Raw genomic sequence first — 14,561 nt, forward strand, 5'->3', positions numbered from 1 at the left:
GGGTGAACCATGCTCGAGGACGAGGTGCCGTGGCAGACCGAGACCGATGCGGGCACGCAGGAGTGGTTCGACGAGAGCCCGTTCCGGACCGAGGGTGGAGCAGAGGCCGTGTCGTCGACCCAGACCGAGTGGGGCGAGACGGAGTGGGGCGAGACCGAGTGGGGAGAAGATCCCACCACGGAGGCCGAGACCTGGGGCGCGCACCGGTGCGCGCCGGGTGACGGGCCGCCGGCAGCCCCGGTCGGGCCGCGGCCGCTCATCCACCGCAGCACCTCGGCCTCGAAGGCGCGCAACCCCGCGGTCGGCTACGCGCAGCACCTCCTGAACCGGTTCCTGGAGGCATGGCGCTCCGGCACGCCGGCGTGCAGCGACACCAGCCAGGCGACGCGTCAGTACATAGCGTCGTTGCAGCCGCAGCTCAAGGCGATCGGCCAGGACCCGCTCGTCGTCGACTGCCGGTTCGGGCAGGGCACGGAGCTTGCGACGAAGATGTTCCAGGCGTGTCGCGGCCTGGTCCGTGATGGGATGATCGGACCGAAGACGTGGCCGGAGCTCGAGAAGCTCGCGCCGGGCCCGGCGCCAGTACCCGGCCCCGCACCTGTGCCCACCCCGACACCTGCGCCCACCCCGACACCCATGCCCACGCCGGGCGTACGAGTCCGTGAAGACGTCTGGACTCTCAGCGCGGCCGACCGGTGGCACCCCACCATCCTCTGGTACGCCCGCGCGATCACCGCGCTCCAGGCCAGGGACGGTACGACGTTCGCCGACCCGCGCTGCTGGCGTCACCTCGCCGAGACGCACGGCACCGACATCGACCGGTCGTCCTGGCCGTCCGGTGCGCGCTGGAACGCCTGTGAGCACGAGAGCTGGCACTTCCTGCCGTGGCACCGCGTCTACCTCCACCACTTCGAGCGGATCGTGCGAGACGAGATCACCCGCCTCGGTGGTCCGCAGGGCTGGGCGCTGCCGTTCTGGAACTACAGCGACCAGTCCCGTTCGGACGTCCGCAGGATCCCCCCGGCATTTCGTGACGCCCGGACGCCCGACAACCAGCCCAACCCGCTGCTCGTGTCCCAGCGTGCACCCGGGATCAACGGAGGGGCAGCGATGGCTGCGGACGCCGTCGAGCTCACCAGCGCCATGGAGACCAACCAGTTCACCGGGCCGTTCTCGCCAGGGTTCGGCGGGCGGTCGGCACCCGTGGGCACCCACGCCGGTGGTCCCGGTTCCGGTGCGCTGGAGGACTCACCCCACGGCGGTGTCCACATGGCCGTCGGTGGTTCGGCGCCCCGAGGACTCATGGCACGTTTCGAGACCGCGGGCCGCGATCCGCTCTTCTGGCTCCACCACGCCAACATCGACCGGCTCTGGGAGGCGTGGCTGCGCCGAGGCAACAACCGCAACCCGACCCGGAACGACTGGCGAGACGCCCGATGGGTGTTCGGGTCCGGCACCACCACCACGACGTTGACCACGGCACAGGTGATCGACCCCCGCCGGCCGCCGTTGGGATACCGGTACGCGGACATGCCCGCTGCCGCCGCCCGCGAAGCGCTCGCCGAACGGTTCGACGAGGTGCCGCAGCCCGTTGCCGAGCAGGAGGAACGGCCGCCGGAGATGGTCGGTGCGTCCAGCGGGCCCGTACAGGTGGGTTCACGACCCTCCTCGGCGCGCGTGGACGTGAACGCCCCGAGGGGTCCGGTCGCGCGGCTGATCGAGGAGTCGGGGGGAGTCCCCCCAGGCTCGCGTGTCTTCCTCCGCCTGGAGAACGTCACCGCGACCCGGCTCGGTGCGGGATCGGTCGTCGTTCACGTGAACGTACCCCCGGGGGCATCGCCGCGAGACTTCCCCGACCGCAAGGCGGGTCTGCTCTCGATGTTCGGGGTGATCGAGTCCTCCACGAAGTCCGACACCCACAGCGGCAGCGGGAAGAACGCCACGTTCGAGATCACCCGCATCGTGAAGGCGCTGGCGGCGGCGGGGCAGTGGGACCCCAAGAAGCTTGACGTCTCGTTCACGCCGATCCCCGACGCCACCGGCAACGTCCCGTCGGGTGACGTCACCGTCGGCCGGGTCAGCCTCTTCTACGCATGAGCACGGCCCACGCATGAGCGGCGCGACGTTCGTCGTACGGACGCACTGGTACCACCCCGAGTGGTGCGCCGTGGCGCTCGCGGCCTCGGCCTGGGTGGTCCTCACGTGGCTCGCGCTCGCCGATCCCGTCCGCTTCTTCGGCTCGCCCGAGGTCCACCCTCCGCTGCACGCGTTCGGGCATGCGGCGGTGATGGTGACGGCGATGATGGTGCCGTTCGTCCTTCCGCAGGTCGCGTTCGTCGCCCAGTCCAGCCTCTGGTCGCGGCGCTACCGGGCCGCGGCGGGCTACCTGGTCGGCTATCTCGCCGTCTGGACGGCGGTCGCGACCGCGTCTGTCGTCCTCGGCGGCCTGCTCGTCACGTTCGTGGGATGGCGCCCCGCGATCGTGGTGGGCTTCGCGGTCGCCGCCGCGGCGTACGCAGCCCCGTCGCGGCGACGCCTCCTCCGCCAGTGCGCGATGACGATGCCGTTGGCGGTGAGCGGATGGAGGGCGGACCGCGACTGTGTCCGCTACGGCGTCGCGACGGCGCGGCGGTGCGTCGCGACCTGCTGCGTCCTCATGACGGCGGTGATGATCGGCCACGGGCTTGTCGTCATGGCCGCGGCGACCGTGCTGGGGGTGCTCGAGCGGAGGCGCGGGAGAAACGTCGCTCGAGGCGACGGGACGCTCGTCGTCGTCGCCCTGGGCCTTCTGACCCTCGCTCTCTCGTACGGCGTTGGTGGCGGCGACCCGTCGTCGCCGACGGTCCCCCTCGAGCCGCACGCGCACTGACTGACGCCGACGCGGAGCTAGCGGAGGCTCTCCGGTGAGAGCTCGGCAGCGAGGACCGACGCCTGGTAGGCGGTCAGCACGACCTCGGGCGAGTCCGGGTGCTCGGGGAAGACGAGGACGAACACCGGCTCGCCGGTCTTCGGGTCGACCCCGCGAAGGCTGAGGAAGACGTCGTCGCCGAACGAGCGGCACGGTGCTCCGACCTCGTGGGGCATCGCGCAGAACCGGACACAGGTCGGATACGGCCACTCGGGACCCGGCGCACTCGGCGGACGGTGCGCGGCCCGCTTGCCGTAGATGACCCCGCTGGCGGCCGTTGTTGCGGGGTCGTCGCTCATACGGACAAGGATGGCGTGCGGCGACGGCACCGGTCCAGCGAAGTTCACCCGTGAGACGGGGGTCATGCTCTGAGGGATCGGATGCAGAGATCTGAGGGGTGCTCCCCGATGCTCACCGGCGTTCGCGCGTTCGACGGTGGAATCCACATCGCAGGAGGATCCCGTGAACACACCTCACCACCCACACCGCAGCATCTTTGCTGTTGCCGCGACCCTCGCCCTGGTGCTCGCCGGTACGCAACCCACGCACGCGAAGCCAGTCCCGGAGGACGGCCCGTACGCCGACGATGCTCCCGCCGCGACGGTCTCACCCTCGCTGAACGACAGCCACTGCAAGATCGAACGCGTCGGAGATCGGCTCGTGCAGTGCGACCACCTGGCCGGAGCCGCTCCGGCACCTCAGACGGTGCCAGAGCAGGGTGCCAGTCGCTGACGGTCAGGGGCCCACCCGGTGCTGGGCCAGCACCGCGAGCTCGACGCGGTTCTTCGCACCGCTCTTGCGCAAGATGTTCGACACGTGGGAGCTCACCGTCTTCTCGCTGATGACGAGCGCATCAGCGATCTCCGCGTACGTCCGCCCGGCGACCAGGTGCGCCACGATCTCGTTCTCGCGTGGGGTGAGGCCGGGAAGGGCGCCGTCGGCCCACGTCCCGGCGGGCTCGCCCACCACCTCCGCCAACGAGATGTGGGCGCTTGCCGCGAGCCGTTCGAGGGCGTCGATCACGGGGACGGCCCCGAGCCGGCTCGCGAGCACGTGGGCGTCGCGCAGGATCCCGTTGGTCTCACGTCCGTGATCGCCGGAGCGCAGCAGCGCTTCGGCCCAGCGCCATCCCGCGTACGCCTCGTCCCAGCGCAGGTGCGCGCGGCGGGCGCGGACCGTGGTGACACGCCAGAGCAGGGGCGCGTCCGGGCTCGACATCGCGCGTGCGAGCTCGGCACGGTAGAGCACCTGGATCGCTTCGATCTGGGCTGCCACCCACGGCTGCATCTCACCGATGTCCAGGACGATGTGGCGGTGAGTCGCAGCGAGCTCGGTGAGCATGCGCAGCAGGTCGTCGGTGCCCTCCCCGGCGGCTCGACGTCGCTCGATCTGGTCGGCGAGAGCCCGCACCGCCAGCGGGAGCAGGTACTCGATCATGGACGGCGGAAGCGTGTCGAACCCCAGACCCGCGACCGCGTGGGAGTAGGCAGCCTCAGGATCGGCAGCGGCGAGCGCCACCAGCGCCCGGACCGCGTCGAACTCGAGCTCGTAGAAGCTCTGCGTGTCGACAACGAGCTCCTCGGCTCGCGCCAGGTGCGACGCTGCCTCCTCGTGGCGCCCTTGCCCCGCCGCGAGATGGGCGAGCGACAGACGCCCGCCGGCGTCCCACATCGGCTGCAGGCGCGTCGCCATGCAGGAGCGGAGAATCGCCACGCACTCCTCCCACTCGCCGATCCAGAGGCGAGCATCGGCTTCGAGGATGTCGAAGAGCACGATCTCGTGCCGCGGTGCGCCGGAAGCGGCGAGGTGCTCGCGGTCGCGCGCGATCTGCTCGGCGAACCAGGGTGACCAGGCCGAGTCGCCGGCGCAGGTGCGGTACTCCGCACTCCTCGCCGCCGATGGCCAGTCGCCTTCGCGCATGCTTGCGGCAACTGCCTCACCTGCGCAGGCGATCGATGCCGTGGCGTCGTCACCGACGAAGGCCGTCACGGACTTGGCCGTGAGCGCCATGCCGACGGCGGCGCCGATCTCGTGGGCGATCATGACGGCTTCCTCGCTGAGCGCGGCGCACTTGGCGGGCTCCCAGTCACCATGCATCGCGCTCCACGCAAGCGTTCGCACCAGCGTGGCCGACGGAGGCTGTGAGCGGGCGAGCGTCTCGGCGGCCTCCAGTGCGTCGTCGTCGACGTACGTCCGGCCCGTCAGGTGGCGGACGCTGGCGCGCCGCACGATCAGGTCGGCCACGGCGAGCGGGTCGGTCGCTGGGTCCACGCACGTCATCAGCTCGTCGACCAGGGCGAGCTCGGCGTCGAGGTCTCCGGACATCTCGGCGGCGGCCCGGGCGCGGTGAAGGAGGCCGAGCCGCGTGTCGTCGCGTCCGTCCGACGAGTCGTGTGTGAGCTCTCGCTCGAGCAGACGATGTGCCTCCGACCAGGCGCCCGCCGACTCGGCGGCCTCTGCCGCACGCAGCGCCCAGGTCCGGGCGTGATCGGTGTCCTGGGCCTGGAAGTAGTGGTCGGCCACCAGAGCGACGCGTGCGGCCTCGGCCGTCTCCTCGTGCAACGGCGGTTGTCGCTCCCACCACTGCGCGAAGGCGCGGTGCCGGGCACGTCGCTCCCGCCCGGGCATCTCCGCCTCCATGGTCTCGGCGAGGAGCGGGTGGTGGATCCAGAACCGCCCAGCTGGAAGTGCGTCGACGACCCCAGCGGCGACGGCCTCGGGCACGATCTCGTCCCACCGGAGATCCGGGGCGACGTCATCAAGCTCGTCGTAGGTCGCCGGATGGCCACCGACGGCGAGGGTCTGGGTCCCGCGTCTCGCCGACGCCGAGAGCGTGGAGGAGGTTCGCAGGAGCGCGTCGTGCAACGATCCCGGCATCGCGGTGGGCAGGTGACGAGCGTCGCTGCGTAGACCGGTCGCTAGGAGGCGGGTGAAGTAGGGGTTCCCACCGGCCCGGGCGTACACCTCGCCGACGAGAGAGCCGTGGGGCGTCTCCCCGAGGAGGCTGGTGAGCTGGTCGAGGGTGGACGCCCGGTCGAGCGGTGCGAGCTCGATCTCCTCGACACGCGGCAGTCGACGCACGTCGGCGAGCCAGCGCGTGAGCGGGTGTTCATCGGTCACCGCCCCGGAACGGACCGTGGCCATGATCGACAACCGACGGCGCTCCGGCCCGGCGACGACGTACTGCAGCACGTCCAGCGACGTCTGGTCTGCCCAGTGGAGGTCGTCGACCACAAGTGCGACGGGGCGTGTCTCCGCGAGCCTGTCGAGCCAGGCATCGATACTCACCAGAGCATCGGCGGCGTCATGGCCATTGGGCAGATCGAGGGGCGGGACGTCGTCGGGCAGCTCGCGCACCAGAGACCGGATGGCGAGCAGCGGCACCGTCAGGCTCGACAACGGCAGACCCGCTCCGTACAGGGCGACACCCTCGGTGCGGGCTTCGGTGACAGCACGGACGAGCGATGTCTTGCCCACTCCCGCCTCACCGTGCACGAGCACGGTGCACGCGCGTCCTGCCTCGGTCTCGTCGAGGAGGGCGCTAAGCAGGCCGCGCTCGCGGTCACGACCGACGAGCGCAGTCGTGGGGGACGGTACCGACCGGTCCACCCCCGCATGATCGCAAAGGCGGTTCAGCCGGGCCGAGTTCTTGCATCGCACTAACATCGAGCGGTGCCGCCCATGCCCGCCGCCGAGGTCGACGTGACGATACCGCTCGTCCGAGGGCTCCTCGAGGCTCAGCATCCCGATCTCGCCGACCTCCCGATCCGACTCGTCGCGAACGGGTGGGACAACGTGGTGCTGCGGCTCGGTGATGAGCTCGCGCTCCGGGTGCCTCGGCGGGCACTCGCCGCGGACCTCGTCCGCCACGAGCAGAACTGGCTGCCGATCCTCGCGCCGCACCTCCCGGTCCCCGTCCCCGAGCCCGTACGCACCGGGCTGCCGAGCGACGGCACGCGCGGGCCGGAATACCCGTGGGCGTGGAGCATCGTCGCCTGGTTCGACGGACGCATGCTGGGGGAGACTCCGGTGGTCGACCGCCGCACGGTGGCGCGGCCGCTCGCCGACGTCGTGACCGCACTGCACCGACCGGCTCCGGAGGACGCGCCGCGCAACCCGTACCGAGGCGTTCCGCTCGCCGCCCGCGACGAGGGGATGCGGGAGCGCGTCGCATCCGGACACGTGCCGTACGCGGGGGAGCTGCTGAGCCTCTGGGAAACGGCGGTGGCGGCGCCTGTTTGGGAGGGGCCGCCGCTGTGGCTCCACGGCGACCTCCATCCCGCGAACGTGCTCGTCACCGACGGGGGAGACGACCTCGCTCTGTCGGCGGTGATCGACTTCGGCGACATGACGTCCGGTGATCCGGCGACCGACCTCGCGACGGCGTGGCTGACCTTCGACGCACCGGGGCGCGCCGAGTTCCGTGAGCAGGTGTCCCGGGCCGGCTACGCCGACGCCATGACGTGGGAACGCGCACGTGGGTGGGCGGTGCTCTTCGCGGCGGTCCTCATCGCCGCGTCCGACGACGCGCCCGTCCTACGTGCGGTCGGCCAGCACGGGCTGACCCAGCTGCTGGACGAGCGATGAGGCCGCACGTCCGGTCGTCACCGGAGGGTGCGACAATGGAGGCACGGTTCACGGGAACTCGCCTTCCTGTGCCGAGGCCCCGAGCAGAGCTTCCACCTCTTCTCGGGGCCGACTTATGCCGGGGTGTTGGACCTTTCGGCGCCGTGATCGTGACGTCGGCCGGGGGGAGACGTCCTCGTTCGTACGGGGGTCAGGGCGGTCCGAACCCGTTGAAGGTGTGTCCCAGCCATCTGGCGTCGCTGGGGCGGGGCACCGGACCGTGCGGCCGGTGGTCGGGGTCGTCGGCCGTCCCCACCGCCCACGGAAGCGCGTAGAGAGCCGCGGCGATCTCCGTGATCCGGCGCTCCGTGTCACGGCGTCCCGGCGCCGGCTCGACGTGCATCACGACGCCGTCGCACGTCACGACGATCGGGCGGCGGCCGAGCTCCGAGGCAGCCGGCGGAGCGTCCGCGCCTGCGGCGAACTCCGGCATCCAGGGCGCCGCGTCGCCGACCTCAGGACACCGTCGACGCCCGATGCGCCAGAACGTGCCGCCCGCCCGGAGGATGTCCATGAACCATCATGACACTCCGATCCGCGGCCGACGCCGCGATGGAGATCGGCTGATCGGTGGGAGTCGCCCGTACGCCGCGCGCCTCGTGTCGTGCTCGGGCCTGTAGCCTCTGCGCTGCAAACCCCGTCGTGAGCAGGAGATGGACCGCCATGCCCGAATCGGCCGAGCTCGAACCCCTCACGCCCACCTGGTCGGAGTTGGGTGCCGGGGTCGCTGCGGTCGTGAACGTGGCTCTCATCCTGCTGGTGGTCGTTCAGCTGCTGCGGGGTCGGCTGACGGTGCCGTACGGGATTCTCGGCTGGGTCGTTCTGCTCGCCGTGCCCGTTGTCGGACCGATTCTGGTCTTGACGTGGCAGGCTCGGGTCGCCCGGCGCCTCGAGCAGTCGCAGCAGTCCGTCGCCTGACGGGCTCTCACACTCGCCGGTCGACGGCCGCGCACGGTCACGACATCTCGGCGTCGGAAACGGGACGAGGCCGGCTCCCCTCGGGAACCGGCCTCGGACTTGCGGTGATTACTGGTGGGCGATACTGGGTTTGAACCAGTGACCTCTTCCGTGTCAGGGAAGCGCGCTACCGCTGCGCCAATCGCCCGTGGTCCTTGCGGACCAGGGATGGAGCCTTGCGGCCCCATCGAGGTGGAGACGGGATTTGAACCCGTGTAAACGGATTTGCAGTCCGTTGCCTCGCCTCTCGGCCACTCCACCGGACATCTACGATGTCTGAGAAGGGGCCCTGGGACCCACTCCGAGCGGACGACGGGATTCGAACCCGCGACCCTCACCTTGGCAAGGTGATGCTCTACCACTGAGCCACGTCCGCGTGCTTCCGGGCTTCCCCGGTGCGAGAGAAACATTAGCGGATGGGTTCAGGCGGTCCAAACCGGGGGTCGCCCGCGCACGTTAACGTGGCGCCATGCGCGCCTGGATCAACGGAAGAACGCTGGAATCCCCACACGAACCCGCTCTCGGGGTCCTCGACCACGGCCTCGTCGTCGGCGACGGCGTCTTCGAGACGATCAAGGTCGTCGACGGTGTCCCGTTCGCTCTCACCCGTCACCTCGAGCGGTTGGCCCGCTCGGCCGGCGGTCTCGGCATCGGAGAGCCGGACCTCGACCTCGTACGCCATGGGGTGGAGGCGACGGTCGACGGGCAGGTGATCCCGTTCGGTCGGATCCGGATCACCGTCACCTCCGGGCCTGGTCCGCTCGGCTCGCCGCGCGGGGACCAGGGGCAGACGCTCGTGGTCGTGACCGAGCCGTCCACGCCACCTCCGGCGACGACCGCGATCGCGACCGTGCCCTGGGCGCGCAACGAGCGTGGCGCCTTGAGCGGCCTCAAGACCACCTCGTACGCCGAGAATGCGCTGATGGTCGAGCACGCGCTCCGTCACGGCGCCTCGGAGGCCGTCATGGCCAACACCGCCGGCCTGCTCTGCGAGGGCACCGGGTCGTGCATCTTCTACGTCCTCGACGGTCAGCTCGTGACGCCCACCCTCGAGTCGGGGTGCCTGGCCGGCGTCACGCGAGCACTGGTCCTCGAGTGGTGCCGCGACGAGATCGACGTCGTCGAGCGCGACGAGCCGATCGAGGTGCTGCAGCGTGCCGACGAGGTCTTCCTCGCCGGCACGACGCGCGACGTCCAGGGCGTCCACCGGGTCGACGACCGCGAGCTGCCCGCCCCGGGACCGGTCACCGCGCTGGCAGCGAAGATCTTTGCGCGACGCTCGGCGGAGACGGTCGACCCGTGACCGGATCCTCGACGATCGTGCGGCGGCGCGACAGCGCGTAGACGCAGAGGCCGCCGACGTACGCGCCCAGGGTGCCGAGCGTCAGGTCGCCGAGCGTGTCGGTGTAGGCAGTCACCAGCTCGGAGGAGTGGCGGACGAACGCGACGTACTCCCCGGCCTCCCAGGCGACGGCCGTCACAGGCCCGAAGGCGAGCGCCCTCTCGGTCACGGCACTCAGAGCCGCGTCACGGGGGAGCGTGAGGACGACGAAGCCGGCGGTCAGCAGACCCCAGTTCATGAAGTGCATCCAGTCGTCGAACCACCAGACGGTGTCGAAGAGGTCGAAGCGGTTGCCGAGGGTGTCGGTGAGCCAGGGGAGGGTGATCAGCAGGTCGCCCAGCCACGGGTACGCCGTGCCGCGAGGCCGCCACAGCCACCACCACAGCAGCGGCACGATGGCGGCGCCGAGGGGATACGCGACCGCTCGGAACCCCATCGCCTTGCCGCGAAGGTTCCCGAGATCGGGGTACGCGACGGCGACGAGGAGGAGGACGACGAGCAACGCTTTGGCGCCGATGTCAAGGACGGCGAGGGTACGGCGCGACGAGCCAGACCCGGATTTCGGAGAGGTCATGCGCGTACGCTAGTCTCTGTGTCGTCCCGCTCCGGTGGGACGTCCGAGCGGGCGATTGGCGCAGTGGTAGCGCGCTTCGTTCACACCGAAGAGGTCACTGGTTCGAACCCAGTATCGCCCACCAGCAGCACCACAGGTCAGAGGTCGGTTCCCGAAGCGGAGCCGGCCTCGTGCCGTTCCAGGGGCCGACCCGATCGGTCGAACGCTGATGAAGGGACTCGATGTGGACGTCTTCATCATCGGGGTGACCGGGGGAGTCGGACGGTTGCTGACCCAGGAGCTCCGTGGTCGGGGCGCCTCGGTGCGCGGGCTCGTACGCCGACCTGGACAACGGGCCGATCTCGCGGCGTCGGGTGTCGACGCCGTCGTCGGTGACCTGACGACGATGTCCCAGGAAGACCTGGCGCCTGCGTTCGGCTCTGTCGACGCGGTCGTCTTCGCGACGGGCTCGAACGGCGGTTCTCGAGCGGTCACCGATGCGCTCGACGCCGGCGGGCTCCGAAAGACCGTGGGCGCCATGCGCCTGGCGGGCATCGACCGTCTGCTGCACGTGTCCGTGATGCCCGAGGCATGGCGAGAGCGCGGTCTCGATGCTGAGACCGAGCACTACTTCGCCGTGAAGAAGGAAGCCGACATCTTCCTCAGCCACAGCGATCTGGACTGGGTGATCCTTCGGCCCTCGATGCTGCACGACCGCGATGGTCTCGGTCGTGTGTCACTCGGCCCGGCCGAGAGGCACGAGGAGATCGCTCGCGCCGACGTCGCGAGCGTCCTGGCTGGACTTCTGTACGAACACCGCATCGGCCGACAGGTCCTCGAGCTCAACCAGGGGACCACGCCGGTCGCTGCCGCCATAGCTGCGAACGTCCGCTAGCGGGCTGCCCGTCAATCGAAGACCGGGAACCGGACGGTCGCGCTTCCCGGCCACGCCGGTGCGGGCTGTCGACCGGTGCCGATGAGCGTGACGTCCAGGTCCGTCCACGACGACGGGAGGGGCTCGTCGACGAGGGCCTCGACCGTCGCTCGCGCGAGCGCGAGGGCGCCGGGCGGTGGCGGCTCGTCGGACAGCAGATCGAGGTGGTGCACCACGACCTCGACGGCCCAGACAGCCAGGTAGTCGCCAGGAGCGAAAACGTGCCACTGCCGCGCACGCGGGCGCTCGCCGAGTGCGAGGACCCCGCGGCGCAGCGCTGCGGCGACGTCGCGAAGCTGGGCTGTCGCCGAGGCCGGTCGTGCGTACGCCATGGTGCGACGGCGTTGCGACATCAGCTCCGGGACAGGGTCGTCGGTCGCGTACTCGACGACGAAGGCCGTCCAGTAGCTGGCCGCATCGACCGTGGGCTCTGAGTCGACCGAGGACACCAGGCCCCCGAGCATCTCCTGCCATCCGCCGATGACGTGGACCACGACGTCGAGGCGACTCCAGCCGTGGCAGCGAGAGGCGCCGAGCAGCTCGTACTCGCTCAGAGCGTCGACGGCACGCACGAACGCGTCGATCGTGTCGAGGCACGCAGCGCGGCCGTCGTCGAGCGGGACGGTGAGCGTCATGCAGGAAATGTAGCCGTCGACAAGGTCTTGACCTCGGCACTTGTTTTTTGCAAGTGTGACGGAACCGCAAGACGCACGACCTACCCATGAGGGAGACCCCACGATGACCGCGATGTTCGTCAACCTGCCGGTGACCGACCTGGAGCGCGCGAAGGCGTTCTACACAGCGCTCGGGTTCACCATCAACCCAGCCTTCTCCGATCACAACGCTGCCTGCGTCGTGGTCGAGGAGGACCACAGCTACGTCATGATCCTGGTGCGCGACTACTTCCAGACCTTCACCGATCTCCCGCTCGGTGACCCGGCCGCGAGCCCAGCCTCGTCCACCGCGATCTTCGTCGACACGCGGGAGGAGGTCGACGCGGCCGTCGCCAACGGCATCGGTGCCGGCGGCTCCGAGCCTCGTCCCCCTGCGGACTACGGCTTCATGTACCAGCGTGGGCTCGCCGACCCCGACGGCAACATCATCGAGTTCGGCTACATGGACAAAGCCGCCGCCGAGCAAGGTCCCGAGGCCTTCATGGAGCAGCAGGCCTGAGGTCGATGGCGCCACGCGACTACGGGCAGTGGTGCGGCATCACCCGAGCCCTGGAGCTGGTAGGTGAGCGCTGGGCCCTCCTCATCGTCCGCGACCTGCTCGTCGGGCCGCGCCGCTACGGAGAGCTTGCCGCGGGACTTCCCCGGATCCCGAGCAACGTCCTGGCGGCACGGCTCAAGGAGCTCCAGGCGGCCGGCATCCTCCGCCGGGTCCCGCGCTCGCGGGTCATCGTCTACGAGCTGACGCCCTTCGGACGCGAGCTGGAGCCCGTCGTGCTGGCCCTCGGCGCGTGGGGCTTCAAAGCGATGGACGAGCCACGAGAGGAGCAGGTCGTCACGCCCGACTCGTTGACCATGACCCTGCGGACCGCCTTCCGGCCGCAGGTGGCCCTGGAGCTGCCGGCGACCGCCTACGCGGCACGCCTCGGTCCCGCCGAGCTGCTCGTGCGGGTGGACGGCTCCACGCTCCAGGTCACACGTGGAGACGGGCCGGTCGACCTGGCGTTCGCGGCGGGACCCGGCCTCCGTCGGCTCATCTCCGGCGAGCTCGCTCCCGATCGCGCGCTCGCCACGGGTGAGATCGAGGTCCTTCGTGGTCGCGGCGATCTCCTCGCTCGCTTCGCGAGCACGTTCCACCTCGCCGCGTGACCCACGGCCTCACACCGTCCGCGGGTCGAACCCGAACGGCAGCTCGAGCCGGTGAGCGCGCATGAAGTCCTCGTCGGAGAGCAGCTTGCGGGTGTCGCTGTCGGCGGCCACGACCCCGTCGGCGAGCACCACCGACCGGGGGCAGAGCTCGAGCGCGTACGGGAGGTCGTGGGTGACCATCAGCACCGTGACCGACAGCGAGCGCACGATGTCGGCAAGCTCGCGGCGCGCCATCGGGTCGAGGTTCGACGACGGCTCGTCGAGCACGAGGATCTGCGGCTCCATCGCCAGCACGGTGGCCACCGCCACGCGCCGTCGCTGGCCGAAGGAGAGGTGGTGGGGCGGGTGGTCGGCGTAGTCGGCCATGCCGACCTGGTCGAGCGCGTGCATCACCCGCTGCTCGAGCGCGTCGCCGCGCAGGCCGAGGTTTGCCGGGCCGAACGCGACGTCGGCGCGGACCGTCGCGGAGAACAGCTGGTCGTCGGGGTCCTGGAACACGATGCCGACCCGGCGCCGGATCTCCCGGAAGTTCTTCTTCACCACAGGCAGCCCCGAGACCGCCACCGTCCCCGCACCGGGCAGCAGGATCCCGTTGAGGTGGAGCACGAGCGTGGTCTTGCCCGCGCCGTTGGGTCCGAGGAGGGCGACGCGCTCGCCGGCGTGGATGTGCAGGTCGACGCCGTACAGGACCTGGCTGCCGTCCGGATAGGCGTACGCCAGCCCGCGGACGTCGATGACGGGGACGCTCACGATCGACCGCCCGACGGGTCGTGACCCCGCGACATCATCGCCAGGTGCACCCGCTCGCCACGCTCGTAGGACCGGATGAACAGTGCTGAGGCTGTACGGCCGAGGACACCCCACTGGCGGATCGAGGAGCCGCGGAAGCCGCGAGACTCGCGGGCGATGCGCATGCGGTGCATCTCGTCGGCGACGACGTCGACGTAACGGATCATGAACGCCATGATCTGGACCATCTCATGGGGGAGCCTCAACCGGCCGAGGCCGGTCAGCAGCTCGTGCGGCTCGGTGGTGGCGGCCAGCGTCAGGCTCGCCGCGACGCCGATCGTGGCCTTGATGAGCAGTGCCGCGGCTGCCTCGAGACCGGGCTCGCTGACCGTGAGGCCGAGGAACGTCGTCGTGGGCCCGGTGGCGATGAACGGCAGCAGGACGGCGAAGACGACGAACGGGACCTCGACGAGCATCCGCGGCAGCAGGAAGCCGAGCGGCACCCGCGCCATGACGATCAGGGCGACGAGCACAGCCGCGTAGGCGGCGAACGCTGGGTACGCCGTCCGAGGTGTGGCGACGACGACGAGCATGAACCCGAGCAGTGCGAGCAGCTTGAGGTGTGCGGGCGCACGGTGCACCGGCGTACGTCCCGGGACGTGCGTCCTGCGCCGGTGCGCTGATCCCATCGC

The 14,561-nt window shown here is 70.5% G+C and carries 16 protein-coding genes and 4 tRNA genes; 10 read left to right on the forward strand and 10 right to left on the reverse strand.

Going from position 1 to position 14,561, the window contains the following annotated elements; all coding sequences use genetic code 11:
* The first annotated feature begins 9 nt into the window (after nucleotides 1-9).
* Together KV102_RS18210 and KV102_RS18215 are read left to right on the forward strand one after the other, a co-directional pair.
* On the forward strand, nucleotides 10-2,097 hold the full coding sequence (locus tag KV102_RS18210) for a tyrosinase family protein (protein ID WP_220344540.1): 2,088 nt from the start codon (nucleotides 10-12) through the stop codon (nucleotides 2,095-2,097).
* Between the two features lie 13 nt (nucleotides 2,098-2,110).
* Nucleotides 2,111-2,869, forward strand: a complete 759-nt coding sequence (locus KV102_RS18215; RefSeq protein ID WP_220344542.1) for a DUF2182 domain-containing protein — start codon at nucleotides 2,111-2,113, stop codon at nucleotides 2,867-2,869.
* 17 nt (nucleotides 2,870-2,886) lie between these two features.
* On the opposite strand, the gene KV102_RS18220 is transcribed toward KV102_RS18215, so the two are convergent.
* Nucleotides 2,887-3,207 carry a hypothetical protein gene (locus KV102_RS18220; RefSeq protein ID WP_220344543.1) on the reverse strand — a complete coding sequence of 107 codons (321 nt, stop codon included), beginning with the start codon at nucleotides 3,205-3,207 and terminating at the stop codon, nucleotides 2,887-2,889.
* 163 nt (nucleotides 3,208-3,370) lie between these two features.
* Between KV102_RS18220 and KV102_RS18225 the strand changes: the two genes are divergently transcribed.
* Nucleotides 3,371-3,640, forward strand: coding sequence for a hypothetical protein (locus KV102_RS18225; protein ID WP_220347121.1), 270 nt, complete (start codon nucleotides 3,371-3,373; stop codon nucleotides 3,638-3,640).
* Nucleotides 3,641-3,643: 3 nt separating this feature from the next.
* On the opposite strand, the gene KV102_RS19415 is transcribed toward KV102_RS18225, so the two are convergent.
* Nucleotides 3,644-6,517 carry a helix-turn-helix transcriptional regulator gene (locus KV102_RS19415; protein WP_220347122.1) on the reverse strand — a complete coding sequence of 958 codons (2,874 nt, stop codon included), beginning with the start codon at nucleotides 6,515-6,517 and terminating at the stop codon, nucleotides 3,644-3,646.
* Nucleotides 6,518-6,589: 72 nt separating this feature from the next.
* On the opposite strand from KV102_RS19415, the gene KV102_RS18235 reads away from it, so the two are divergent.
* Nucleotides 6,590-7,495: an aminoglycoside phosphotransferase family protein gene (locus KV102_RS18235; RefSeq protein ID WP_255561253.1), complete on the forward strand. Its 906-nt coding sequence runs from the start codon at nucleotides 6,590-6,592 to the stop codon at nucleotides 7,493-7,495.
* Between the two features lie 190 nt (nucleotides 7,496-7,685).
* Here the strand turns inward: KV102_RS18235 and KV102_RS18240 are convergent, their stop codons facing one another.
* A complete protein-coding gene (locus KV102_RS18240) occupies nucleotides 7,686-8,048 on the reverse strand; it encodes a hypothetical protein (RefSeq protein WP_220344546.1) in 363 nt (120 codons plus the stop codon).
* Nucleotides 8,049-8,197: 149 nt separating this feature from the next.
* Between KV102_RS18240 and KV102_RS18245 the strand changes: the two genes are divergently transcribed.
* Nucleotides 8,198-8,452, forward strand: coding sequence for a hypothetical protein (locus tag KV102_RS18245; protein ID WP_220347124.1), 255 nt, complete (start codon nucleotides 8,198-8,200; stop codon nucleotides 8,450-8,452).
* 112 nt (nucleotides 8,453-8,564) lie between these two features.
* On the opposite strand, the gene KV102_RS18250 is transcribed toward KV102_RS18245, so the two are convergent.
* The 3 genes from KV102_RS18250 to KV102_RS18260 form a co-directional block, all read right to left on the reverse strand.
* Nucleotides 8,565-8,639 (reverse strand) — tRNA-Val (locus KV102_RS18250).
* Between the two features lie 42 nt (nucleotides 8,640-8,681).
* Nucleotides 8,682-8,752: transfer RNA gene (locus tag KV102_RS18255), tRNA-Cys, on the reverse strand.
* Nucleotides 8,753-8,795: 43 nt separating this feature from the next.
* Nucleotides 8,796-8,867, reverse strand: a tRNA-Gly gene (locus KV102_RS18260).
* 93 nt (nucleotides 8,868-8,960) lie between these two features.
* Here KV102_RS18260 and KV102_RS18265 point away from each other — a divergent pair.
* Nucleotides 8,961-9,794 (forward strand): aminotransferase class IV, encoded by an 834-nt coding sequence (locus KV102_RS18265; protein ID WP_220347125.1) that lies wholly within the window; start codon nucleotides 8,961-8,963, stop codon nucleotides 9,792-9,794.
* Here KV102_RS18265 and KV102_RS18270 read toward each other — a convergent pair.
* Nucleotides 9,736-10,407 carry a hypothetical protein gene (locus KV102_RS18270; protein ID WP_220347126.1) on the reverse strand — a complete coding sequence of 224 codons (672 nt, stop codon included), beginning with the start codon at nucleotides 10,405-10,407 and terminating at the stop codon, nucleotides 9,736-9,738. The two genes, KV102_RS18265 and KV102_RS18270, sit on opposite strands and share 59 nt — an antisense overlap.
* 49 nt (nucleotides 10,408-10,456) lie before the next feature.
* Here KV102_RS18270 and KV102_RS18275 point away from each other — a divergent pair.
* Nucleotides 10,457-10,531: transfer RNA gene (locus tag KV102_RS18275), tRNA-Val, on the forward strand.
* 84 nt (nucleotides 10,532-10,615) lie between these two features.
* Nucleotides 10,616-11,281: an NAD(P)H-binding protein gene (locus tag KV102_RS18280; protein WP_255561215.1), complete on the forward strand. Its 666-nt coding sequence runs from the start codon at nucleotides 10,616-10,618 to the stop codon at nucleotides 11,279-11,281.
* An 11-nt stretch (nucleotides 11,282-11,292) separates the two neighbouring features.
* Here the strand turns inward: KV102_RS18280 and KV102_RS18285 are convergent, their stop codons facing one another.
* Nucleotides 11,293-11,955, reverse strand: a complete 663-nt coding sequence (locus KV102_RS18285; protein ID WP_220347127.1) for a maleylpyruvate isomerase N-terminal domain-containing protein — start codon at nucleotides 11,953-11,955, stop codon at nucleotides 11,293-11,295.
* A gap of 103 nt (nucleotides 11,956-12,058) precedes the next feature.
* Here KV102_RS18285 and KV102_RS18290 point away from each other — a divergent pair, with 103 nt between their 5' ends.
* Both KV102_RS18290 and KV102_RS18295 read left to right on the forward strand, forming a co-directional pair.
* Nucleotides 12,059-12,493, forward strand: coding sequence for a VOC family protein (locus KV102_RS18290; RefSeq protein WP_220344563.1), 435 nt, complete (start codon nucleotides 12,059-12,061; stop codon nucleotides 12,491-12,493).
* 5 nt (nucleotides 12,494-12,498) lie between these two features.
* Entirely contained in the window at nucleotides 12,499-13,140 is a 642-nt protein-coding gene (locus tag KV102_RS18295) for a helix-turn-helix domain-containing protein (RefSeq protein WP_220347128.1), read from the forward strand.
* A gap of 9 nt (nucleotides 13,141-13,149) precedes the next feature.
* On the opposite strand, the gene KV102_RS18300 is transcribed toward KV102_RS18295, so the two are convergent.
* Nucleotides 13,150-13,890 carry an energy-coupling factor ABC transporter ATP-binding protein gene (locus tag KV102_RS18300; RefSeq protein ID WP_220344567.1) on the reverse strand — a complete coding sequence of 247 codons (741 nt, stop codon included), beginning with the start codon at nucleotides 13,888-13,890 and terminating at the stop codon, nucleotides 13,150-13,152.
* Nucleotides 13,887-14,558, reverse strand: coding sequence for a cobalt ECF transporter T component CbiQ (cbiQ, locus tag KV102_RS18305; RefSeq protein WP_220347129.1), 672 nt, complete (start codon nucleotides 14,556-14,558; stop codon nucleotides 13,887-13,889). Before cbiQ ends, KV102_RS18300 begins: the two co-directional genes overlap by 4 nt.
* Between the last annotated feature and the right edge of the window lie 3 nt (nucleotides 14,559-14,561).

The sequence above is a fragment of the Mumia sp. zg.B53 genome (assembly GCF_019550935.1).
Lineage (GTDB): Bacteria > Actinomycetota > Actinomycetes > Propionibacteriales > Nocardioidaceae > Mumia.